The 21,082-nt window shown below is 64.6% G+C and carries 19 protein-coding genes and 1 pseudogene; 15 read left to right on the top strand and 5 right to left on the bottom strand.

The window, feature by feature from the left end; genetic code table 11:
* From AC1MBE_RS04105 to AC1MBE_RS04090, 4 genes are all read left to right on the top strand, one after another.
* Nucleotides 1-1,008, top strand: coding sequence for an SDR family NAD(P)-dependent oxidoreductase (locus tag AC1MBE_RS04105; RefSeq protein WP_479781034.1), 1,008 nt, complete (start codon nt 1-3; stop codon nt 1,006-1,008).
* Nucleotides 1,009-1,030: 22 nt separating this feature from the next.
* The gene (locus AC1MBE_RS04100; protein ID WP_479781033.1) at nt 1,031-2,182 is read left to right on the top strand and encodes an aminotransferase class I/II-fold pyridoxal phosphate-dependent enzyme; all 1,152 of its coding nucleotides are present in this window, start codon (nt 1,031-1,033) and stop codon (nt 2,180-2,182) included.
* Complete coding sequence (locus AC1MBE_RS04095) at nt 2,175-3,605, top strand: lipopolysaccharide biosynthesis protein (protein ID WP_479781032.1); 1,431 nt, start codon at nt 2,175-2,177, stop codon at nt 3,603-3,605. Before AC1MBE_RS04100 ends, AC1MBE_RS04095 begins: the two co-directional genes overlap by 8 nt.
* A gap of 157 nt (nt 3,606-3,762) precedes the next feature.
* Nucleotides 3,763-5,004, top strand: a complete 1,242-nt coding sequence (locus AC1MBE_RS04090) for a hypothetical protein (RefSeq protein WP_479781031.1) — start codon at nt 3,763-3,765, stop codon at nt 5,002-5,004.
* A gap of 87 nt (nt 5,005-5,091) precedes the next feature.
* Here the strand turns inward: AC1MBE_RS04090 and AC1MBE_RS04085 are convergent, their stop codons facing one another.
* Nucleotides 5,092-7,056 carry a GH25 family lysozyme gene (locus AC1MBE_RS04085; RefSeq protein WP_479781030.1) on the bottom strand — a complete coding sequence of 655 codons (1,965 nt, stop codon included), beginning with the start codon at nt 7,054-7,056 and terminating at the stop codon, nt 5,092-5,094.
* Nucleotides 7,057-7,616: 560 nt separating this feature from the next.
* Between AC1MBE_RS04085 and AC1MBE_RS04080 the strand changes: the two genes are divergently transcribed.
* Nucleotides 7,617-8,687, top strand: coding sequence for a TadA family conjugal transfer-associated ATPase (locus tag AC1MBE_RS04080; protein ID WP_479781029.1), 1,071 nt, complete (start codon nt 7,617-7,619; stop codon nt 8,685-8,687).
* The gene (locus AC1MBE_RS04075) at nt 8,603-10,213 is read left to right on the top strand and encodes a recombinase family protein (protein WP_479782466.1); all 1,611 of its coding nucleotides are present in this window, start codon (nt 8,603-8,605) and stop codon (nt 10,211-10,213) included. Before AC1MBE_RS04080 ends, AC1MBE_RS04075 begins: the two co-directional genes overlap by 85 nt.
* Before the next feature lie 138 nt (nt 10,214-10,351).
* On the opposite strand, the gene AC1MBE_RS04070 is transcribed toward AC1MBE_RS04075, so the two are convergent.
* From AC1MBE_RS04070 to AC1MBE_RS04055, 4 genes are all read right to left on the bottom strand, one after another.
* A complete protein-coding gene (locus AC1MBE_RS04070) occupies nt 10,352-10,927 on the bottom strand; it encodes a recombinase family protein (RefSeq protein WP_479781028.1) in 576 nt (191 codons plus the stop codon).
* Nucleotides 10,928-11,476: 549 nt separating this feature from the next.
* On the bottom strand, nt 11,477-12,400 hold the full coding sequence (locus AC1MBE_RS04065) for an HNH endonuclease (RefSeq protein WP_479781027.1): 924 nt from the start codon (nt 12,398-12,400) through the stop codon (nt 11,477-11,479).
* 931 nt (nt 12,401-13,331) lie between these two features.
* Complete coding sequence (locus AC1MBE_RS04060; RefSeq protein ID WP_479781026.1) at nt 13,332-13,460, bottom strand: hypothetical protein; 129 nt, start codon at nt 13,458-13,460, stop codon at nt 13,332-13,334.
* Nucleotides 13,457-13,594: a hypothetical protein gene (locus tag AC1MBE_RS04055; RefSeq protein WP_479781025.1), complete on the bottom strand. Its 138-nt coding sequence runs from the start codon at nt 13,592-13,594 to the stop codon at nt 13,457-13,459. Before AC1MBE_RS04055 ends, AC1MBE_RS04060 begins: the two co-directional genes overlap by 4 nt.
* A 1,150-nt stretch (nt 13,595-14,744) precedes the next feature.
* On the opposite strand from AC1MBE_RS04055, the gene AC1MBE_RS04050 reads away from it, so the two are divergent.
* From AC1MBE_RS04050 to prfB, 9 genes and pseudogenes are all read left to right on the top strand, one after another.
* On the top strand, nt 14,745-15,824 hold the full coding sequence (locus AC1MBE_RS04050) for a GTP pyrophosphokinase (protein WP_479782464.1): 1,080 nt from the start codon (nt 14,745-14,747) through the stop codon (nt 15,822-15,824).
* Between the two features lie 201 nt (nt 15,825-16,025).
* Nucleotides 16,026-16,376 (top strand): annotated as a pseudogene (locus AC1MBE_RS04045) (CpaF family protein); the annotation flags it as partial.
* Nucleotides 16,376-17,230: a type II secretion system F family protein gene (locus AC1MBE_RS04040; RefSeq protein ID WP_479781024.1), complete on the top strand. Its 855-nt coding sequence runs from the start codon at nt 16,376-16,378 to the stop codon at nt 17,228-17,230. The pseudogene AC1MBE_RS04045 and the gene AC1MBE_RS04040, both read left to right, overlap by 1 nt.
* An 8-nt stretch (nt 17,231-17,238) precedes the next feature.
* Nucleotides 17,239-18,168: a type II secretion system F family protein gene (locus AC1MBE_RS04035; protein ID WP_479781023.1), complete on the top strand. Its 930-nt coding sequence runs from the start codon at nt 17,239-17,241 to the stop codon at nt 18,166-18,168.
* A gap of 75 nt (nt 18,169-18,243) precedes the next feature.
* Nucleotides 18,244-18,504 (top strand): hypothetical protein, encoded by a 261-nt coding sequence (locus tag AC1MBE_RS04030; RefSeq protein WP_479781022.1) that lies wholly within the window; start codon nt 18,244-18,246, stop codon nt 18,502-18,504.
* A 90-nt stretch (nt 18,505-18,594) separates the two neighbouring features.
* Complete coding sequence (locus AC1MBE_RS04025; protein WP_479782462.1) at nt 18,595-18,939, top strand: TadE family protein; 345 nt, start codon at nt 18,595-18,597, stop codon at nt 18,937-18,939.
* On the top strand, nt 18,920-19,384 hold the full coding sequence (locus tag AC1MBE_RS04020) for a hypothetical protein (RefSeq protein WP_479781021.1): 465 nt from the start codon (nt 18,920-18,922) through the stop codon (nt 19,382-19,384). Before AC1MBE_RS04025 ends, AC1MBE_RS04020 begins: the two co-directional genes overlap by 20 nt.
* A 59-nt stretch (nt 19,385-19,443) precedes the next feature.
* Nucleotides 19,444-19,854, top strand: coding sequence for a pilus assembly protein TadG-related protein (locus AC1MBE_RS04015; protein WP_479782460.1), 411 nt, complete (start codon nt 19,444-19,446; stop codon nt 19,852-19,854).
* A gap of 56 nt (nt 19,855-19,910) precedes the next feature.
* Nucleotides 19,911-21,026 carry a peptide chain release factor 2 gene (prfB, locus tag AC1MBE_RS04010; RefSeq protein ID WP_479781020.1) on the top strand — a complete coding sequence of 372 codons (1,116 nt, stop codon included), beginning with the start codon at nt 19,911-19,913 and terminating at the stop codon, nt 21,024-21,026.
* The last annotated feature ends 56 nt before the right edge of the window (nt 21,027-21,082 follow it).

Here is a 21,082-nt window from a genome sequence, read left to right as displayed (position 1 = left end):
GTGAACTACCAGGACATTAAAGGCAAGACGGTGGTCGTTACCGGCGCCGATGGCTTCATCGGCAGCCACGTCACCCAGCGGCTCATCGCCGAGGGCGCCAACGTGCGCGCCCTCTGCGTGTACAACTCCAACGGCTCCTACGGCTGGCTGGACGACCTGAGCCCGGCAGAGCGCGACGCCGTCGACCTGCAGCTTGGCGACATCCGTGACGCCGAGTTCGTCTCGGACCTGGTCAAGGGTTCCGACGTCGTCCTGCACCTTGCCGCGCTGATCGCCATCCCGTACTCCTACCAGGCGCCGCGCTCCTACGTGGAGACGAACGTCGTCGGAACCCTGAACGTGCTCGAAGGCGTGCGGCGCCACGGCGTCGGCCGGCTGGTCAACACCTCAACGTCCGAGGTCTATGGCACCCCCAAGACCGTCCCGATCACGGTCGACAACGAACTCCGCGGCCAGTCGCCGTACAGCGCGACGAAGATCGCCGCGGACAAGCTGTGCGAGGCCTGGGCCAGCTCCTTCGAGACCCCGGTGATGGTGCTGCGTCCGTTCAACACCTACGGCCCCCGCCAGTCGGCCCGCGCGGTCATCCCCACCGTGCTCCAGCAGATGGTTGCCGGCGCCGAGAAGATCCACCTCGGCTCGCTCACCCCGCGCCGCGACTTCACCTTCGTTTCCGACACCGCCGACGGCTTCTTCAAGGCCGCAACGGCTGACATCCCGCTGCAGGGCCAGGTCATCCAGCTCGGCACCGGCCACGACGTGACCATCGGGGAACTCGTGGAAATGTCCGCCAAGGTCACCGGCTCGACGGCTGAAATCATCACCCAGGACGAGCGCGTCCGGCCCGAGGCCAGCGAGGTCATGCGCCTCCTCTCGGACCCCTCCCAGGCCCTCGCGGAACTCGGCTGGGCACCCCAGGTCAGCCTTGAAGACGGTCTGCGCCAGACCGCCGAGTGGATCCAGGCCCGCGGCGTTGACGCGTCCGCAGCCGCGAAATACTCCCGCTAAACTCCCGCCAGAAAGGCACCCCGTGACGCGAGTCCCCCTAGCCATTCCCAACATCGGCGCCCGCGAGGCGGAGCTGATGAACGAGGCCATCAGTTCGGGTTTCGTCTCCTCCGTGGGGCGGTTCGTGAGCGAGTTCGAGACCCGCTTCGCCGAGTACGTTGGCGCCAAGTACGCCGTGGCCTGCGCCTCGGGCACGGCCGCGCTGCACATCGCCATGCGGCTGGCTGACATCCAGCCGGGGGACATGGTGGCCGTCTCAGACTTCACCTTCATGGCGAGCTCAAACGCGGCGTCGTACCAGTTCGCGGAACTGCTCCTGGTCGACTCCGATCCCGAGTCCTGGTGCATGGATGTCGACCTGCTCCGCAAGGAACTCGAGCGACGGAAAGCGGCGGGGGAGAAGCTCCCGAAGGCGATCGAAATCGTCCACATCCTGGGCCAGCCTGCCGACGTCGCCGCTGTCGTGGAACTAGCCCGCGAATATGGGATCATCGTGATCGAAGACGCAGCCGAGGCGCTCGGTGCCACCTGGACGTCCGGCCCGCTGGCCGGCCGGCACGTGGGAACCGTTGGCGACATGGGCGCGTTCTCGTTCAACGGCAACAAGATCATGACCACCGGCGGCGGCGGCATGTTCACCACCGATGACGAGGAACTGGCCCGCCGTGCCAAGCACCTCTCGACCCAGGCCCGCATGCCCGACCGCGGCTACCTGCACGACGAGATCGGCTTCAACTACCGGCTGACCAACATCGCTGCCGCGCTCGGCGTCGCCCAGCTTGAACGCCTCGACGATTTCGTCGCCGCCAAGCGGGCCGTCGCCAAACGCTACAACGACGCGTTCGCCGGAACGGCCATCCAGACGCCGCCGACCCTCCCCGGACAGGAGTCGACCTACTGGCTGTACTCGATCCAGGTTCCGGCGGAGCGCGGACCGGGTGCCCGCGATGAGCTCCAGGACTTCCTGGCCGAGGCCGGCATCGAGTCCCGGTCGCTGTGGCGCCCCCTGCACATGCAGCCGCCGCTGAAGAACGAACCCTTGGTGGGCGGAGCCGTCGGCGAAGATCTCTTCGCCCGGGGCCTGTCCCTGCCGTGCTCGACCGACCTCACGGAAGCCGACCAGAAGCGCGTGATTGACCGGGTCCATGAATGGCTTCAGCTCAACGGTGGATAATGTAGCCGGCGGCGCCGACCGCCCCGGGACAGCCGAGCCGGCTTCCCGGACGGGACGCAACTCGGTGCTTTACCTCGCCGGGGCCCTGATGCAGGGCCTCGGCGTGTTCCTCGTCCAGCCTTTTGCGCTCCACGTGCTCAACAGCGACGCCAAATGGCAGGAGCTGTTCCTGTCGGTGTCGCTGATCCAGGTGGGCGTGGTGCTGGCGGCGGCCGGCCTGCCGCTGGCCATCACCAAGGCCTGGTTCGACAACGACGGGCCCTCGAAGGCCCGCTCCATCAGTGGACTGTTGACCGTGGGCGGGATTCTGGTGGGCTGCCTGGCCGCGGCCATCTACTGGGTTGCGGCAGGTGCCGGGCACTCCATCAGCTTCCTGGTCGCGCTCGTTGCGATGGGGCTGCAGTCCGCGGTGCTGGCGGCCCAGGCCATCCTCCGGGCCCAGGGACGGGCCGTCATGTTTGTCATCTTGAGCCTGTGCTCGTCGATGGCCGCGTACGTAGGCGGCCTCGCGGCCATGCTGGTGTTTGGCGCCGAGCCGGAGATCTTCATGGCTGGCTACGGTCTGCTTGTGCTGCTCAGCGCCGGAGTCGCCGTCGCCGTGGCCAGGCCCGCCGCTCCCTTTGCCCGCCCCGGGGCCGCCAAAGAAGCCCTCGCGATCGGCCTGCCCGTGCTTCCCCACACCGGCGCGCTCATGCTGCTCACCCAGGGCGCGGCCTTCCTGCTGGCCGTCACGGCCGCTAATGGTGTCTCCGGGGACTACGGGAAAGTGCAGATCTTCGTTCTCGGCACGGTGACGCTGCTCGGTGCCTTGAACAACGCATGGGTACCGGCCCTCATGTCCGTGCGAGGCGAAGCACGGGTCGCCAGAATGCGCTCCACGATGACGACGGCGAGCCTGTCCGGCCTGGCCATCATCGTTGTTGCCGCAGCCGGAGCCAACCTTGTCACCCACGTAATGGCCGGTGGCAAGGAAAGCCTCATCCCGGTGGCGCAGATCATGCCCCTGATCGGGCTCGGCTATGTCCTGTACCTCAACGCCTCCACACTCCTGTTCGCCGACAACGCCACCTGGTGGCTTTCAGTTATCACCCCCACCGTGCTCGGCGTCGGCGTCCTGCTGGCCTTGTGGCCGGCAGTGCACGGGGACCTCGTCGGGATGGCCGTGGCGTCGGTCGTAACGTTCTTCCTACTCGGAGGCGCCTATTTCGCGGTAGCGCGGCGGCGGGCGTCCGGCGGCTGGTCGCTAAAAATCTATGCGGCCTGCTGCCTCGGCGCTGTAGCGTACGTGGGCGTCCTGTTGCTTTTGCCGCGGGATATCGTGACGGGCGTGGTCACCGTCGCCGTAGTCGGCGCGGGGATGGCCGCGTTGGCGGCGGGGTGGCGCATCCGCGCGCACCGCGTGGTTGCGGCGCCCGAGCGCTAAGCGACCACACCACATCGCGGTACCGCGTGTTCATCTTCACGAATGGGATGCTTTGTAAGCCGACTTCGTGTTCCGAACGAATGTAGTATGCATGCGGGGACCTTCCGAGAGCGCCCCGGACCCTAATTCGTCTGCTAGTTGTTTGAGGACCAGGATTGTGACCGACCGGGCCGGCCTATGGAAATTCCGACTGCAACGGGTCTCGGCGCATGCCGGACTCGCTGCCCTATTCGTTGTGATCGTCGCAATGATGGGGCCCGGGGTCGTGTGGGGCGACACGGTCCAGTACATCAGGATCGCCGACGAGCTGCAGGGGATCCCCTCCGATCAGGCGTGGCTCCATGCATTCTCGGAATACTGCAAAAATCCATCAATTGCGTATAAGGGGACGCTCGAAAACTGCGTCACGAAGACTGTCGCTGGACGCGGACCGGTCATCGGCTGGATTGATCGAAACCCCCAGTATCAAGCCATATTCACACCCAGGGTGGGCTTCCCTCTCGTTTCAATACCTTTCATGCGCTTGCTCGGCGAGCGGGAGGGGATGTGGGTGGTCGCCGTCGCCGCAACGGCCATCGCGGGTTTGCTCCTCGCCCGCCTGGCCCGGATGGCCGGACTCAACTTAGTGCCGTCCCTGGCGGCCCAGCTGGCCTTCTACGTGCTACCCGTCAGCATCCCGCACGGTATCGCTCTTCTGGCTGAAGGACCGACGCTGGCTTCTGCCCTGGTTATGACCATTGGGTTGGCTCATCTCTTGCGGGGCTCGCGGGTCCGCGGCACGCTCCTGATGATATTTGGGCTGGCGCTGGTTTTCTTTTTCAAGTACTCATCCGCGGTGCTCCTGTGTTTGAGTTTCCTGCTTCTCTGCATCGGACTGCTGGTCTTCAAGACCTACCGCCGCTACAGCCAGGTGCGTTTGGGCATTGTCGTCTCGACGGTATTGCTTGTCGCGTCGCTCGGCCTGAATTCATTGCTCGGTTTTCCGGGCCTTAACGAAAGCCTGCAGGACACCTTTACCGACCACTTCCATCACCCACCGGTCACCGATCCGTTCAACCGTCTGGTGGCCCTGGAATTCGACTTCCTCGGGAAGTTCCTGGTGAATCTTCCCGCCAATGCTGCCTACTTGGTCGCCTTCGCAGCGGGCGTGTGGGGGTACTTGCGGGCAATGCGGGAAAAGCTTGTACCTCCGGCCGGCTGGGCGGGCGTGGCACTCTCCCTCTACGGGATACTCAGCGTCGTCGGGCATCCGGTCTACACCCAAGCGGATCGTCTGGGTTCCAGCCTTTGGGTCGGCGTCGCCGTTGGTGTGGGTCTACTGGCCCGTTGGGCGGGGGGCCGCCTGGCACAGCGCAAGAAGTCCGCGCAACATCTTGCAGTCAGCGGAACGGCCGCTTAGGCCCCGGGGTACGGCGGAAAACGCGAAAGGCCGGCCGGAAGTGCTTTGACTTCCGGCCGGCCTTTGACCTCGGCCCGGTGTTTACGGCTAGAAGTATGTCACCGAGAGTCGGGAGGCAGTCCAGGTGATCGTCCCGCCCTCAAAGCGCACGGTCTTGTATCCGGCGTAGGCGATTGCGGCCTGCCTGGGGTACCCCAGCTTCCCCATCTGCCAGCCGGCCAAACGCCACTGGCCCATGTACGGTTCGTTCACCGCATGGGCGCCGGTCCCAGCCGTCCAATACAGGTTTCCGCCACTGAAGGGCTGGTAGCAGCCGCCGCCGTAAAGGCCGCAGACGACGGAGCCCTTCGGATAGCCGATGCCGCGCTGCCAGCTGGCCTCCCGCCAGCCAGCCCAGTACTCGCCGGTGACAGCGTGGGCCCCCGTGGCAGAGCTCCAGTAGATGTTGCCCCCGGCGAAGGATTGGTAGCAGCCGCCGCCGTAGAGCCCGCAGGTCACGTCATTGGTGGGGTAACCGAGTTTGACCTGCCAGCCGGCCCGGCCCCATGCAGCCCAGTAGGCTCCCGTGACCGCATGTGCTCCGGTGGCCACAGTCTGGTAAACGTTGCCGTTACTAAAAGCCTGGTAGCAGCCTCCGCCGTAGAGCCCGCAGGTCACGTCGTTGGTGGGGTAGCCGAGTTTCATCTGCCAGCCGGCCCGGCCCCACGCGGCCCAAAAGTCGCCGGTCACTGCATGGGCCCCGGTGGAAGCGGACCAGTAGACGTTGCCTCCGGTGAATGCCTGGAAGCAGCCGCCCCCGTAAAGTCCGCAGCTCTCATTGGATTTGGGGTATCCGATCCCGCCCTGCCAGCCGGCTGCCTTCCACGCAGCCATGTACGAACTCTTCACCACAAATGTCCCGACGCCAGGCGTGTTGTAGGCGTTTCCGCCCTGGAACGTCTGGTGACAGGTTGAGGTCGTCGTGGGGCAGCTGGCGTCGCTAGTGGGGTAACCGATTCCGCCCTGCCATCCGGCTTGGCCCCACGCCGTCCAATAGGCGCCAGTGACCGGATGCGCGCCCGTGGCCGAGTTCCAGTAGATGTTTCCGTTGGCATAGGACCGGTAGCATCCGTTGCCGGCGAGCCCGCAGAGGTCCGCCGTCGATTTGGCTGCACCCAGTGGCCCGGTTGCGCCGCCGGTCGCGCGCCATTTAGCTTCAATGGCGCCGTTCGAGCCGACGGTTCCCCGCGCGAAAGCCTGCAACTGGGCCAGCGACCCGTTCCAGACATTTGAGTCCCCACCATTGGCGAAGGGGCCGGTGCTGCTGAACTGCCAGATGCTGTAGGTGGACCAGCTGGCAGGGATCGGCCCGGCGTCGTTCGAGGCCTTGATCGGGTAGGAAGCCAGCCAGAGCGGGTTGTCGCCAAAGCCGAGGGGATTTCCGACGCAGTCCTGCCAAAAGTAGTAACCGGTGTAGATCACCGGGAGCCGGCCCGTGAGCGACTTCATGGTGTTACTGAAATCCCGCGCCCAGGCCGTTAATTCAGCTCGGGACATGTCGTAGCACGCGTTGCCCTGGTCGTAGCCGTTGATGATCATGCCTTCGTAGGGGTTTCCTTCGAAGTCGAGCACTGGCGGCATCGTGTAGCCGTCGTTGGACCAGCCGCCGCCGTTCTTGACAAAGATCCTTGCCTGGTCGGCGCCGGATGATGCGGCCGGGTTGGCGAAGTGGTAGGCGCCCCGGATGATTCCGGCCGTTCGTGATCCGCCATATTGGGAGCCGAAAATGGGGTTGGTGTAGTAATTGCCCTCGGTTGCTTTTATATACGCGAATCTGGCCCCAAGATTCCACTGCTGCTTCCAGTCGATGGAAGGCTGGTGTTCGCTGACGTCAAGGCCTTTGACGCCGAATGTCGGTGTCCACGTACCTTCGGTCGCCAGCGCCTGGGTGGTGGCTTTGCCCCCGGTGGCCGCGTCAGCGGAACGTCCGGCGTCGCCCATTTCCGCCCCGCCGGAGCGCGTGGCCGCAGCCATGGCGGCGCGGTAGGCCTCGGACGACCGGTCGACAGTCACCGGCGCGCTGCTCGGGGGCGGCGACGGTGCTACAGAAGGCGACGGCGACAGAGGGGCCGGTGACTGGATCTGGGCGGGGGAGACAGTTGGGATCGGCGTTCCGGTCGCGGGCGCGGGCGGCGCCGTCGTAGTTGCCGCCGGGGTCGGTTCAACGGCGCCTGCGGGGCTGACCAGTCCCGGGCCGGCCATGAGGGAGGCGGCCAGAAGCACGGCTCCGACCCGGCTGCCGAGAAGACTCAGGTGTGGAAGTTGGGTCGGTTTCATTTGCTGCTCCGGAACAACACGCTCATGGCAGTGTCATAGTGATCCCACTGCCGGCGCCACGCTGATGGCAGCTGTCCGGGATGTGAGAATGTCTGACTTGTCGCGCCCACCCTAACATCGCGGCTGAGGGTGATCCAGAGTTTCTGGTGTTACTAGTGGGGTAATTGTTATGCATCGGCAGCTTACTTTTCCACATGGGACCGGATCATCCCTTGCCCGCCTGCCGCGCCTCCTCTAGCTTTAACCCCAAGTTGGACTGCCCCAGGGGGATGGGTAGCGGCCATGTTGGGGGCACCGTGGAAGCCGTGCGCATCGTCGAAGGTGAAGTCCGTGAGTTGATCCGTCGCCGCGGGCTGGACCCGCTGCGGCAGAGCGGGGAAGTCCGCCGCCTGGTGGAGGAGGCGATCACCGACTACGACGAGCGGGCACTGCTGGCGCCGCTCCCGCCGATCGGCCCGCTGGAACAGGCCCGGAGATTCGTCTTTGACGCAGTGGCGGGTTTCGGCGCGCTGCAGCCCCTGCTCGACGACCCGGCCATCGAAGAGATCTGGCTCAACGCCCCGGACGAAATCTTTGTGGCCCGCAACGGAGAATCCGAGCTGACCTCCATCGCCCTGACGGACCAGCAGGTCCACAACCTCGTCGAGCGCATGCTCAAGAGCTCCGGGCGGAGGCTGGATATTTCCTCGCCGTTTGTGGATGCCGCGCTCCCGGACGGTTCGCGCCTGCACGTGGTGATCCCGGATGTGACGCGGCGGCACTGGGCGGTCAATATCCGCAAGTTCGTGGTCAAGGCCAGCCGCCTCGAACACCTCGTGGAACTGGGCACCCTGACGCCGCAGGCGGCCCGCTTCCTGGGAGCCGCCGTCGCAAGCGGGCTCAACATCCTGGTCTCCGGAGCCACCCAGGCCGGCAAAACCACCATGCTCAACTGCCTGGCCGCCAGCATCGGCACCCGGGAGCGGGTCGTTACGGTGGAGGAAATCTTCGAACTCCAGTTCCCGCTGCGCGACGTGGTGGGACTCCAGTGCCGGCAGCCGAACCTGGAGGGGGAGGGCGAGATTCCCATGCGGCGGCTCGTCAAGGAAGCCCTGCGGATGAGGCCGGACCGGCTCGTGGTCGGTGAGGTCCGCGAAGCCGAAAGCCTGGACATGCTGATTGCTTTGAACTCAGGGCTTCCCGATTATTGGTCAGGCACACTCCACGCTAGGCTGGGTGCATGCAGCGCACAGCCTTCATCTATTGCCGGATCAGCGACGACAAGACCGGAGCGAAGCTCGGCGTGCAGAGGCAGGAGGAGGACTGCCGTGCGCTGGCCGACGAGAAGGGATACGAGGTTGTCCGGGTATTCCAAGACAACGACATAAGTGCGTACTCAGGGAAGGCGCGCCCGGAGTACGCGGCGATGCTAAAGCGGGTTGCGGCTGGAGAAGTTGACGCTGTGTTGTGTTGGCACCCTGACAGGCTCCACAGGCGTCCCGTGGAGCTTGAGGCCTACATAGATGCGTGCCGTGAAGGTAAGGCAGTGACGCACTCGGTGAAGGCTGGCGAGATGGACCTGGCCACCGATGCTGGCCAGATGATTGCAAGGATGCTTGGGGCTGCCGCAAGGTACGAGTCGGATATAAAGGCGACGAGGATTCGCCGAGCCTCGGAGCAAGCGATCAGGGCAGGCAAATGGACAGGTGGAACCCGCCCCTTCGGCTGGACACTAACAGATGGGAACCCTGCGCTTCACCCTGAGGAGTCCGAGGCCATTGCCGACGCATGCATGCGCGTACTCAAGGGGGATAGCTTGGGGTCGATCATCCGGGACATGAACGAGGCGGGGCTGACCACGACGCGGGGTAAAGCGTGGGCTTACCCTCAGTTGGCCCAGGCGTTGGAGCGGCCCCGTAATGCCGGGCTGGCGGATTACCACGGGGAGATTGTTGGCCCTTCCACCTTCCCAGCGATTGTCTCCGAAAACGTGTGGCGCGGCGTCTGTGCCGTCCTTAGCGATCCGTCTCGCAGGCGTTCCCAGTCGAACAAAGCGGTCCACTTGCTGGCGGGTATCGCCCAGTGTCACTGCGGCGGATACGTCCGTTCAGCGACGGTGAGTTCCCGAAGCGGCGAGAAGCACCGCATCTATCGGTGCGGCATGCGTGGCCCTGGTCACGTCAGCAAGAGGATGGAGTACGTGGACAAGGTGGTCAACACTGCGATTGTCGCGGTTCGCGCCGCGCAGGACCGTACAAAGACGGCGGAGGGGGATGTGAGTCCTGAGGCGGAGAGGCTGGAGCTGGAAGCTACGGCCCTTCGGAAGCGGCAGGAGGAGGCGGCCATGCAGGCCGCGCTCGGTCAGATACCTATGCACATGCTGGGAACCATCAACTCCCATATAGAAAAGGAACTGGCGGGCGTTACCGCTGCCATGGCCAAGCTGGAGGAGGCGGCGGCTCGTCGACCGCCGTCGAAAGATGAAATACTTCCGATCTCGGAGGATTCCCCTCATGTGCTTGAGTGGGCGGGCATGCACATTGATGATCGGCGTGACTACCTGAGAAGCATCTGCAATGTTGTGCTTCTTCCGCACGGCAAGGGGTCCACCAAGGTGTTCAACCCCGACACCGTCCAGCTCATAGTCAAGGCCCCCGGAGAGGGGCCGGGGCCGATGGACGTTCGTGCCATCGAAAAACTCGCGAGGGTTACTGCTTCGCTGACCACCGTTGGTATCGGAATGTTCGTTAGCTTCCATGTCGGCGACGACGTCGTCAGCTACCAAATAGCCGACGGTGCTGCCACAGGCATCCACGATGAGGAGGACTTGTTCGAACGCATGGTACCGCTGGACGCCAGCGGTGCCGCACGTCTACAGGCAGTGCGCGATGGACGGGGTGTCCGTAGCGCCTAGGAGGGCCTTGAAGCCCTCCTGGGGCCCTCAGTGACGCCCCTGCCCTGATAGCCCGTGTATGCGCTCAGGGGCGGTTAATCAGAGCCCTTCCATTGCCTGGGCGCATGACAATGCCCCCGGCATAAACCGGGGGCATTCCTACTTGGCGAGGTAGCGGTACAGCGTGGCAACCGAAACGCCCACGGCGTCCGCGATTTCCTGAGGACTCATGACACCAGCGGCGTGCAGTTGCTTCGCCCTGCCGACCTTCGTGCTGTCCAGCAGTTTGGGCCGGCCCCCGCTGCGGCCACGAGCTCGTGCCGCTGCAAGTCCGATGTTCGTCCTTTCCCGAAGCAAGTCCCGTTCGTACTCAGCGAACGCCCCATAGATACCCAACATGAGCCTTGCCTGGGCGCTGTTGCCGTCCGTGCTGAGCATGGGGTTATCCAGCACTCGCACCCCCACACCGCGCTCTGCCAGTTCCTGGAACAGATGGACCAGATTCCCAAGGGACCGCCCTAGGCGGTCCAACTTGGCAACTACCAGCGTGTCGCCTTCCCGCAGGGACTCCAGGCACTTGGTAAGCCCGGGGCGCTCCGCCTTCGCGCCGCTCACGCCGTGATCCTGGAACAGGTGCCGTGCATCATCCTTGACGCCCGCCCCCAGCAGGGCGTCCCGCTGCCCGTCCGTGTTCTGATCTGCCGTGCTCACTCGCATGTATCCAACCAGCGCCATCCAATTCCCCATTCTCATTTACTCAACACAAATACAAGTTATGAGAATTAGTTTATGAGAAGGAAATTGATAACGCAACTACCCAGGATTTCCGGGGCTCAGCCGTCCACGGCTGACCGTCATGCTGGCACTCAGCAAACGATCGTTAGTGAGAACCACACCCGTCAGGACTTCCAACGCATAGAGAACAGCAGGGCGCACAACTCGCCACGGATCCCGTCCCACCGGGTCCGGGCGTGGCGGGTGATGCTCCTGGAACCAACCAAGACGTAAACCGGTACCTAGCTTCTCCCTTTGAAAGGAACTGACGTGGATCTCCTGACGATCATCATGAACTCCCCAGCCTGCCTCGTGTTCGGATTGCTCGTGCTGTTGCACGAGCCGTCCAACCGCCGTGCCGCTCGGCTGATCCGAGAATGGCGGGGCACGAAGAAGAGGTGACCTTGCGGAGGGGCGGGGGGGTATACCCCCCGTCGCCGCCGCGCCTTCCCCCGGTGGTGATAGCGCTTCCCCTTGCGAACGGGTTAGGAAGCCTTCCTAAGCCGAAACCTAGCTGGCTTCCCCAGCAGCATGGACGGCTTTGTGTTCAGCCTCCGTCATGACCCGCAGGTGTGCCACGTTCACGCACGGACGTACCCCGCATTCGTGGTGGACATCATGGCCGGCGGGGATCGGCCCACGCTCGGCAATCCAGACGATCCGGTGCGCCCCAATGCCCATGTACTCCGGGTGCAACCTGCCATAGTCGTCGCGGTACTCGTTGGAGTCGAAAAAGAACAGGCAGCCTGTGTAGGGGTTCTCGACTGCACACGGCAGAATGTCGCGCTTAGCGATAAGCGCATGGGGCTCCAGCCCCAGTCGTTCCCGGTTCATCTCCTGCTCGTTCAGGTGTTGCATCTCCTGATCCCACCGGTAGCGCGGCCGGAACCGCCCTTCCAGGGCATCCAGGTGCGTAAGGATCATGTCCTCGGCCTCGGGCGTCAGCTCGTGGAAGGTCCATAGCTTTCGCTGGCTGCGAGAGGGGTCCTGCTGGCTTGAGACGAGCGGAACGGGCAATGACTCCAGCTTCTCCATCTGAGCCATGACGCCGCCGCGGGAACGGGTTACGCCCAGCTCAATAACCTGGACCACGGTCAGCGCCACGCCCTTTGGCGCCGCCTCAAACAGGCGGCCGGCGCCGTACAGATCCTGGCTTCTGAAGAGGTCGCGGACACCCTCATAGCTCTTATTGTTGTCAGGGTTTTGTGCAGGTTTCTGGGCCTCCGTCAGGAAGCGGTAGCGGGCGCTCTGCACACCGCGGCCAGGACGTACAACCTCAATGTGTCCACCTTTGATAAGTCTCCCCAGCGACTTAGAGGCTGTTTCCCTGGTGCGGCCGATGTGCTCGGCCAGATGCCGAGCGGAGATAGCTACCACGCCGTCGTGTGCCAGCGCCTGAAGCGCGGCCAGGGACTCTTGGTCTGTCGTGTTCATGGGGGTCTTTCGGGGATGCGCCGCGGGCCCCCGGCGGAGCGGCTATGGATAGATATGGTGGTTCCTTACCCCCGTACGAACCACGCCGTATCGAACTTACCCCACCCCGGCTGACCACCACCGGTGAGCGACACGCCCACCAATAAAAGTTTGAACTCTTAATCGGAACCAGGGCCGAGTGAGCACAGGAGGGTACGGGACGGTACAGGAAGGTACGGGACAGTACAGCTATAAGACCGATCACCGGCCAACTACTGGCGGGCTCGGCAGTTAGCCCCTATGTCACTGAGTTCTCAGTAGAATCGAGGGGTAGCCGAAAGGCAGCTGAACTAAATGCAAAGGGCCCGCGTCAACGGGCCCCGCATCCTGGTCCAGCCCGAGTGAACCGGTCATCTGAACCAAGGGTGTATTCGACTACACACCCCCTAGGTTATGCCCAGATGGTAGTCAAGCGCGAGTCCATTTGGACAGTAAGCCGGATGGCAAGCTACCGGTTCCTTTCGCATGAACGAAAGGAGTCTGCCGTGAAGAAGAACGCGCAGCCCCCCTGGGCGATGCTGGGATTCCTGGTGAACGTTGTTCGCCTGGTCTTGCTCTTCGTCAAGCACCCGCCCATCATCTGAGTGCATTGGCCGGTGCGGCCGAGACCTGCAGCCGCGGGTCCGGTCGCACTGCCGCACTGTCTTGCCTCGGTTAGGAGCACCGCTGCGGCGGACCACCAGCGATCCCGCAGGGTCATTGAGCTGACGTTCTGTCGGGTTGCCAACCTGCCCCCACTGCCCCTCCAACGGTGGGGTCGGGTGGGGTCCTGGTGTGGATGTCCGCGAAGCCTCCAGCGGACCGGCCCCGGGCCAAGTGCCGGTGCACCTGTAATCGGCTTGGAAACGACAGAGCCCCGCACCGGAAGTGCGGGGCCCTGCCGACCATCTAGCTACGTTAGGTCACGCTTCCAGCTGCGTGCTTCGACCCGGTAGACCGCCGTAAACGGGCGAGGGTGTTCCTTGGAGCCCCAGAAGAACCGTTCCTCGCCGTCCAGGGGTTCCTCGTCACGGACGCTCACTTCTTTCCCTTGCCCTTCTGGGCGAGAGCACTTGCGGCGGCCGTCTTCGAGGCGGCGCTGGTGCGGCCGTCCCGAAGAACCTTGCTTGCGGCGGATGCAGCCTTGCTGCTGGTCTGTTTGGCGTTTTTAGCCATGGTTCATACTTTCCCAAACAGGTGATGCGACACACCGGCGCCGACACGCTGTCTCACTTTGATACAGCGGGCCGAAAACCTGTAGGGTGCTTCTATATCCCGCGAAGATATATAGAAGCCCTCAGTCGACATTCAAGCTCCCAGCGAGCCGAGTGCTCGGCTGGGGCTTTCTGTCTGTCCTCCCAGTTTACTGTGTTATAGGACGAATCCCGCATTCCAAATGACAGCCGTGTAAGTAATCTCCGGCCAGTCCACAAGAAGCTCAGAATTAATCCACAGCCCTCGGCGTGTCAAGACCTTGATTTCTCGGGGCTTCTCGATAGGCTGTCCACAGCTTGTGGACTAATTACCCACATCCAAAACTTATCGGCGCGTCGATCTCATCGGCGTGTCGTTTTGTCGTTTAAGCCCAGTGCGCGCGTCTCTATGGCGAAGGTGCCGGGGCTCCGAACGTGGCGCAGTTGCTCAAAAGTCATGTGAGCATGCCGACGCGTAGAGGCAGCCGTTGAGTGGAACAGCCGCTGTGCCCTGATCCGCGTCCACTCGGTCTCGGGTAATGCCCGTCCTGTCGCCAAACGAGAGCTACTATCTGCCCATGAGCACTCAGAATGCAGATGGAACTGGGAGAGGCCCTGCCGTGGCCACTGCCATATGGGGTCTTGTTTTAGTAGCCGTGGGCCTTCTCTGCGGACTTTGGCCCTTCAGTGTTTCCAGTCCCTCGGGCCCATCCCAGAGGATGGAGACCTACTATTGCGGGTCAGCGTGGCTGAGGGCCGAGTATGGCGGATGTTCTCCACAGGATTACGGCATCCTCCCACAGCTATCCGTACTGCTCTTCATCGTTGGGCTCCTGCTGTTGGCAATCGCGCTGGTACTGCATCGCTCCCGGGGCCGGGCCTTCGACCTGGGCTAGTAACGAAATCCCCTATGGCGTGCTTTCCAGAAGGTTAGGCCGACAAGTGTGATGTGCGTGAGCCACGTCCGACCTGCCGCATTTGAGAGAAAATGGTGGCATTCTTGTCCGTCCGGTTTCTTCGACAGGGACTTCGGAAGTATGTTGACTTCGAGCCCTGCACCTAATCGAGATACTCTCAGTCTCATGACGAAATTGGGGAGCGGGGTCGCTAGGTACGCTGAGGCCGTGGCTGGCATGGAAGAATTTGGTTTGACGGTCAAGGGACTCCTAAGGGAGCTACTTCGCCACAACGGTGTGGTCGTCCACACAATCGATCATCGAGTCAAGACTGAGCAAAGCGCTAAGCGCAAGCTTTCAAGACCGGATGCTGAATATGAGGGGTACTCGTCGCTGCACGACCTGCTTGGATTGCGGATCACTTGCTACTTCTCAGACGATATCGATCGGATAGCGAAAATTATCGAGCAAGAGTTTCTAGTCGATCCCAGCAGATCGGTGGACAAGGGCAAAGAGCTTGGAACCCGTGAGTTTGGATACCGGTCCGTGCACAGAGTCGCGCAAATTAGTGCACGCCGGTCGATCCTCGCGGAGTACGACCGGTACAAGTCCCTTCGCTTCGAAATCCAGATCCGAACTGTAGTCCAACATGCCTGGGCTGAAATCGAGCATGATCTGGGCTACAAACAGGAGACGATTCCCCAGCCTATGAGCCGTCGCTTCTCGATGCTCGCCGGAGTCCTTGAGTTGGTGGATTACGAGTTCATGGCACTCCGGGACGAGCTTGCTGAATACGAGGTGAAGGCCGAGAAGGCAGTGAAGGGGACGACCACGGATCTGTCCCTCGACCTTGCGACGTTGACTGCCGTCGTTATGTTCGACGCGACTGTGAACAAGCTCGACAGGGAGGTCGCTGCAACTCGGGACAAGGGAGTGCGGGAAGAACCTGAAACCAAATACCTTGAACGACGGCTTAGAGACCTTCGCGGGCTTGGCATCACGAGTGTTACCGAGATGCGTGAGGTCCTTGAGACGTGGACTCCACATCTTGTGGAGTTCGGGGCCGGATGGACTGCTTTTCTAGATGGAAGGCGTAAGACGCGCGGACAAGATCCCTCCCGCACGACCGATGCTCCTAGGGGCGTCACGTTCTTCTACCTTTGGCTGGCCATGGGCCTTCAGGCGCGCCGTCAGGGGTTGCCTGCCTCAGAGGAAATAATCGACAAGCCGGGTGCCAGCGAGGTTTGGGAAGCCGTTATCGCCGCCGTTGGGGAAGCTCCTACCGTTTCCCGCTTCAACGGAATGCCAGTGCCCTAATTCGGGCTCCATAGAGGGTGGTTCCCGGCTACTCGGGGGAGATGTTCCTTAAGTCTTCTGCACGATGCATCGGATTCCACCGCTGAACTGGAAACGTCCGCCTCCAGGTTAGCGGCGTCCCGACCTTAGCTGCTGAGCCAAGGGCAGCATCATGAGCTTCCAAAGCTGAAGAGACGACCGCTGTAGTGTGTCTGTGCAATGTCCGGGCTTCCCGGAATGTGCACGATCCATGCCAACTCGGCCCACGACGCCGTCACCAAGATCTGCACGCTGCCGTTGCTGGCGGGGGACAACATTTCCAGCGCGTTCGTCGTCCCCACCGTCGCGTCCTGCATCGACCTGGTGGTCCACTGCAGCCGGCAGCCCGGCGGCCGGCGGCAGGTCACGGAAATCCTCTCGCTGGGACGCAGGGTGGAAAACGGCATCATCGAGTCGTCCATGGTGTTCGACCTGCAGGACGGGAAGCTCCACGCGCAGGCCAATTCCATGCCGGCGACGGAGAAGTTCGCCCGCTCCGGGCACGACGTCGCGGCGCTGCTGGAGCCGCGCTAATGGCGCCGCTGCTGGGGGTGCTCGGCGGTACCGGGCTGCTGCTGATCTGGTGGTCGGCCTGGGAACAGCCGCAGCCGGCAAAACGCCGGCCGCGAGCCAGCCGGCTGGAGGACCTCCTGCGCGCCGCCGGCATTGAAAAAGTCAGCCGGCTGGGACTGGTCGCGACGTGCGCCGGCGTCGGCGCCTTCGTGACCCTCGTGTTCTTCGCGGGCACCAGGTCCTGGCCAATTTCCGGCTGCTTCGGCCTGTTCGGCGGGTGGCTGCCGCTGGGTGTGGTGAAATGGCGCGCCCGGAAGCGCACCGCCTTGCTCCGGGAGCTGTGGCCCGACGTCGTCGACCACCTCCGCTCCGCCATCCGCGCGGGCTTGTCGCTGCCGGAGGCGCTGATCCAGCTCAGCGAGAAGGGGCCGGCGGAACTTCGGCCGCTGTTCCGCGACTTCGGCGCCGACTACCGGGCCGGCGGCCAGTTTGACCCCGCCCTGGGACGGTTAAAGGAACGGCTCGCCGATCCGGTTGCTGACCGGATCATCGAGGCGCTCCGGTTGACCCGGGAGGTGGGCGGATCGGACCTCGGCCGCCTGCTGGGCACGCTGGCCGAGTTCCTGCGGGAGAACGCCCGGACCCGGAGCGAGCTGGAGGCCAGGCAATCCTGGACCGTCAATGCAGCCCGGCTCGCCGTGGCCGCGCCCTGGATCGTGTTGGTGCTGATGGCCAGCCGGCCGGAGGCCGTGGCGGCCTACAACTCGCCCGTCGGCGCAGCAGTCCTGATCGGAGGGCTGCTGGTGTCGTTGTTCTCCTACGCCGTGATGTTGCGAATCGGCGCCCTGCCGCAAGACGAGCGGGTGCTCCGGTGAACGGGCTGATGGCAAGCGCGGTGGTCTGCGGCGTGGTCCTGGGCGGCGGACTGTGGCTGATGCTGGTGCGGCTGCCGTTCCTGCGGCCGGTCAGCTTCGCGGACCGCATCGCGCCGCAGCTCAAATCCCACAGCCTGGAATCGCGGCTCCTGCACACGGCGCCCGGGAACGTCACGCCCTTCGGACCGCTTGAACGGATCCTGCGGCCGGTGGTCCGCGACGGGTTCCGGGCGCTGGGCAGACTCAACCCGGGCTCGACGGCGCTCACCCGCCGGCTTGCCCGTGCCGGCAGCAGCAAATCCGCGGTGGATTTCCGTGCGGAGCAGCTGCTGTGGGCGGCCGCCGGCTTTGTGGCAGCCGCGGCGATCGTGCTGCTGGGAGGAGCGGCCGGGCGCTTTAATCCGTTGTTCGCCGTGCTGATCGTGCTGGGTGCGGGACTGGCCGGCTTCCTGTGCCGGGACTATGTGCTGGGGGCGCAGGTCAGGAAACGGGAGGCCCGGATGATGGCCGAGTTCCCCAGTGTGGCCGAGCTGATGGCCCTGGCGGTGAGTGCGGGGGAGAGTGCCACCGGGGCCCTGGACCGCGTCGGCCGACGGACGCAGGGCGAGCTATCGAAGGAGTTTGCCCGGGTACTGGCCGACACCCGGGCCGGCAAGCCGTTGGCCGAGGCCCTGCAGGACTTTTCCTCCCGGACGGAGCTGGGCCCGCTGGTCCGATTCGTTGACGGGCTGATCGTGGCGGTGGAACGCGGCACGCCGCTCGCGGAAGTCCTGCGTGCCCAGGCCCAGGACGTGCGGGACACCGCGAAGCGGGAACTGATGGAGTCAGCCGGCAAGAAAGAAATAGGCATGATGGTGCCGCTCGTCTTCGGGGTCTTGCCGCTGACAGTGGTGTTCGCCGTGTTCCCGGGGCTGGCGGCCATCAGCCTGGGGCTCTGAGTGGGCAGGACAAGGCAGAAGGAGTATCCGCATTATCCACGAGCAGGAAGCGCAACATTAGACGAAGGGGAAACAGTGAAGAGTATTGGGATCCGCACGTTGTTACTGGTCCGGCTGGCGGGGATGCTGTTGTGGCGGCCCACTGCAGGAGGCACGCGGCCGGGCACGCTGGCCGGGCGGCCGCCCGGGAGCCGGGACGGCAGAGAGCGCGGTGACGTGCCGGGCTGGGTGATGATCACCCTGATGTCGGCCGTCCTGGTCGCCGCCCTGCTGGCGCTCGCAGGCCCGGCGCTGGAGGGGCTCTTCAACCAGGCCATGCAAAAAGTCGGGCAGTAGGCGGTGGAGACGGCCGGCAGGCGCGGACGCGCCGGCCGGGACGGGGAAGACGGAGCTCCTCAAGCCGGCCGGGAACGCGGCTCCGCCGTGGTGGATTTCGTCCTCGTCGGCAGCCTGCTCACGGTGTTCTTCTTAGCCATCATCCAGCTGGCCCTCGTCCTGCACGTCCGGAATACGCTGATCGACGCGGCAGCCTCCGGTGCCCGCTACGGCACCCTGGCCGACCGCAACGCCGCGGACGCCACCGAACGCACCACCCAACTGATCGGGGTGGCCCTCACTCCGGACTTCGCCGGGGACGTCAGCGCCGCGGAGACCACCTACGCGGGCATCCGCACGCTCGAGGTCACCATCCGCGCCCCGCTGCCGGTCATCGGCCTGATCGGACCCCGCGAGCTGCTGGAGGTGAAGGGGCATGCCGCCATCCAGCCGTAGCGGCGACGACGCCGAGCCGGGCAGCCACGACGACGACGAGCGGGGGAGCGCCGTCGTCGAATTCTCCTTCCTGTCCCTCCTGCTGATGGTTCCGGTGGTGTACTTCATCATCACGATCGGGCAGCTGCAGGCCGGCTCCTTCGCGGTGGTCGGCGCGGCGGAACAGGCGGCCAAGGTCTATGTAACCCAGCCGGACTCGGCGAGCGGCCGCGCCGCCGCGGAGCAGGCCGTGCAGCTGGCGCTCGCCGACTACGGCCAGGCGGCGGACAACGCCAGCCTCGAAACCAGCTGCGTCCCGGCCGACTGCACGGCTGCCGGCTCCGCCGTCACCGCCACCGTCCGTTTGACGGTGCCGCTGCCGTTCGTGCCCTTCGGCGACGCCCTGCAGCTCGACGCCGGCCACCTCAGTGCCTCAGCCACCCAGGTTGTCGGGCGGTTCCGGTGACGGCCCGCCCGCCCGGGCCCTCCGGCCGCAAGGACGGCAGCAGTCAGGACGGCCAGCTGATGGTGCTGATCATCGGCTACATGCTGCTAGCCCTGCTGGTGGCCACCGTCGTCGCGGCCGCGTCCAGCGTCTACCTCGAACACAAGAAACTGCTGTCCCTGGCGGACGGGGCCTCCGTGGCAGCCGCCGACAGCTTCACCCTGGGGCAGCTGCAAAGTGCTTCCGGGAGCCCTACCGCCATCCTCAGCGCCGGCCGGGTGCGCAGCACCGCCGTCGACTACCTCAACCGCAACGGAGCGTTTGCCCGGTTCAGCGGCCTGGCCGTCGGCCCGGCAACGGGCAGTCCGGACGGTGCCACCGCCATTGTGGTGCTCAGCGCCGCCGTCCACCCGCCGGTGGTCAACTTCCTGGTTCCGGACGGCATTCGGATCGAAGCGACGTCGACGGCGCGGTCCCGCCTGACGCGCTGACCGGGCGGGGCCCCGGGCGGGAGCGCCTGCGGCGGATAGCGTAGGCTTGAAAAACCATGGCAAACATTGATTTTCCCGCAGAAATCCGCGCGCTGCGCGCCACCTACGCCTCGATCGAGAACGTTTCGAATGTCGAGGCGCTGAAGGAAGACATCGCCGAACTGAGCGAGCGCGCCGGCGAGCCGAACCTTTGGGACGACCCTGCGGCCGCCCAGGTCATCACTTCCAAGCTCTCGCACAAGCAGTCGGAGCTGGAGCGGCTGAACAAGCTCGCGGCCCGGATCGACGACCTGGAAGTCCTCGTGGAGCTTGGCCAGGACGAGGACGACGCCGATTCGATGGGGGAGGCCGCCGCGGAGCTTGAGTCGATCCGCAAGTCGCTGAAGGACCTTGAGGTCGTCACGCTGCTCTCCGGCGAGTTCGACGAGCGCGAAGCCGTGGTCACCATCCGCGCCGGCGCCGGCGGCGTGGACGCCGCGGACTTCGCCGAGATGCTGCTGCGGATGTACCTGCGCTGGGCCGAACGCCACGGTTACCCGACCACCATCATGGACACCTCCTACGCCGAAGAGGCCGGGCTGAAGTCCGCCACCTTCGAGGTCAAGGCGCCCTACGCCTTCGGCACGCTGAGCGTCGAGGCCGGCACCCACCGGCTGGTCCGGATCAGCCCCTTCGACAACCAGGGCCGCCGCCAGACCTCCTTCGCCGCCGTCGAGGTCATTCCGCTGATCGAGCAGACCGACTCGATCGACATCCCGGACAACGAAATTCGCGTCGACGTGTTCCGCTCCTCCGGCCCGGGCGGCCAGTCGGTCAACACCACGGACTCCGCGGTGCGCCTGACCCACATCCCCACCGGCACCGTGGTGTCCATGCAGAACGAGAAGTCGCAGCTGCAAAACCGCGCGGCCGCGCTGCGCGTGCTGCAGTCCCGCCTGCTGCTGCTCAAGAAGGAGCAGGAAGACGCGGAGAAGAAGGCGTTCGCCGGCGACGTGAAGGCGTCCTGGGGCGACCAGATGCGCTCCTACGTGCTCAATCCGTACCAGATGGTCAAGGACCTCCGCACCGAACACGAGGTGGGCAACACCTCCGCGGTGTTCGACGGCGAGATCGACGACTTCATCGACGCCGGCATCCGCTGGCGGACCGACAACCGCAACGCCGAAAAGTAGCCTGGAGCAGGGGCCGAATCCCGCGACACACCCCCGCGCTCCGGCCGCTGCGCGGT

It is taken from the genome of Arthrobacter sp. BG5 (assembly GCF_056680155.1).
This window is presented reverse-complemented; position numbering and strand designations above follow the sequence as displayed.

Coding starts and splice junctions, on each gene's coding strand:
- AC1MBE_RS04070 (WP_479781028.1), bottom strand. CDS start 10,927: ATGGCGCTGGTTGGATACATGCGAGTGAGCACGGCAGATCAGAACACG.
- AC1MBE_RS04050 (WP_479782464.1), top strand. CDS start 14,745: ATGGAAGAATTTGGTTTGACGGTCAAGGGACTCCTAAGGGAGCTACTT.
- AC1MBE_RS04055 (WP_479781025.1), bottom strand. CDS start 13,594: ATGGCTAAAAACGCCAAACAGACCAGCAGCAAGGCTGCATCCGCCGCA.
- AC1MBE_RS04035 (WP_479781023.1), top strand. CDS start 17,239: ATGGCAAGCGCGGTGGTCTGCGGCGTGGTCCTGGGCGGCGGACTGTGG.
- AC1MBE_RS04015 (WP_479782460.1), top strand. CDS start 19,444: ATGGTGCTGATCATCGGCTACATGCTGCTAGCCCTGCTGGTGGCCACC.
- AC1MBE_RS04040 (WP_479781024.1), top strand. CDS start 16,376: ATGGCGCCGCTGCTGGGGGTGCTCGGCGGTACCGGGCTGCTGCTGATC.
- AC1MBE_RS04020 (WP_479781021.1), top strand. CDS start 18,920: ATGCCGCCATCCAGCCGTAGCGGCGACGACGCCGAGCCGGGCAGCCAC.
- prfB (WP_479781020.1), top strand. CDS start 19,911: ATGGCAAACATTGATTTTCCCGCAGAAATCCGCGCGCTGCGCGCCACC.
- AC1MBE_RS04065 (WP_479781027.1), bottom strand. CDS start 12,400: ATGAACACGACAGACCAAGAGTCCCTGGCCGCGCTTCAGGCGCTGGCA.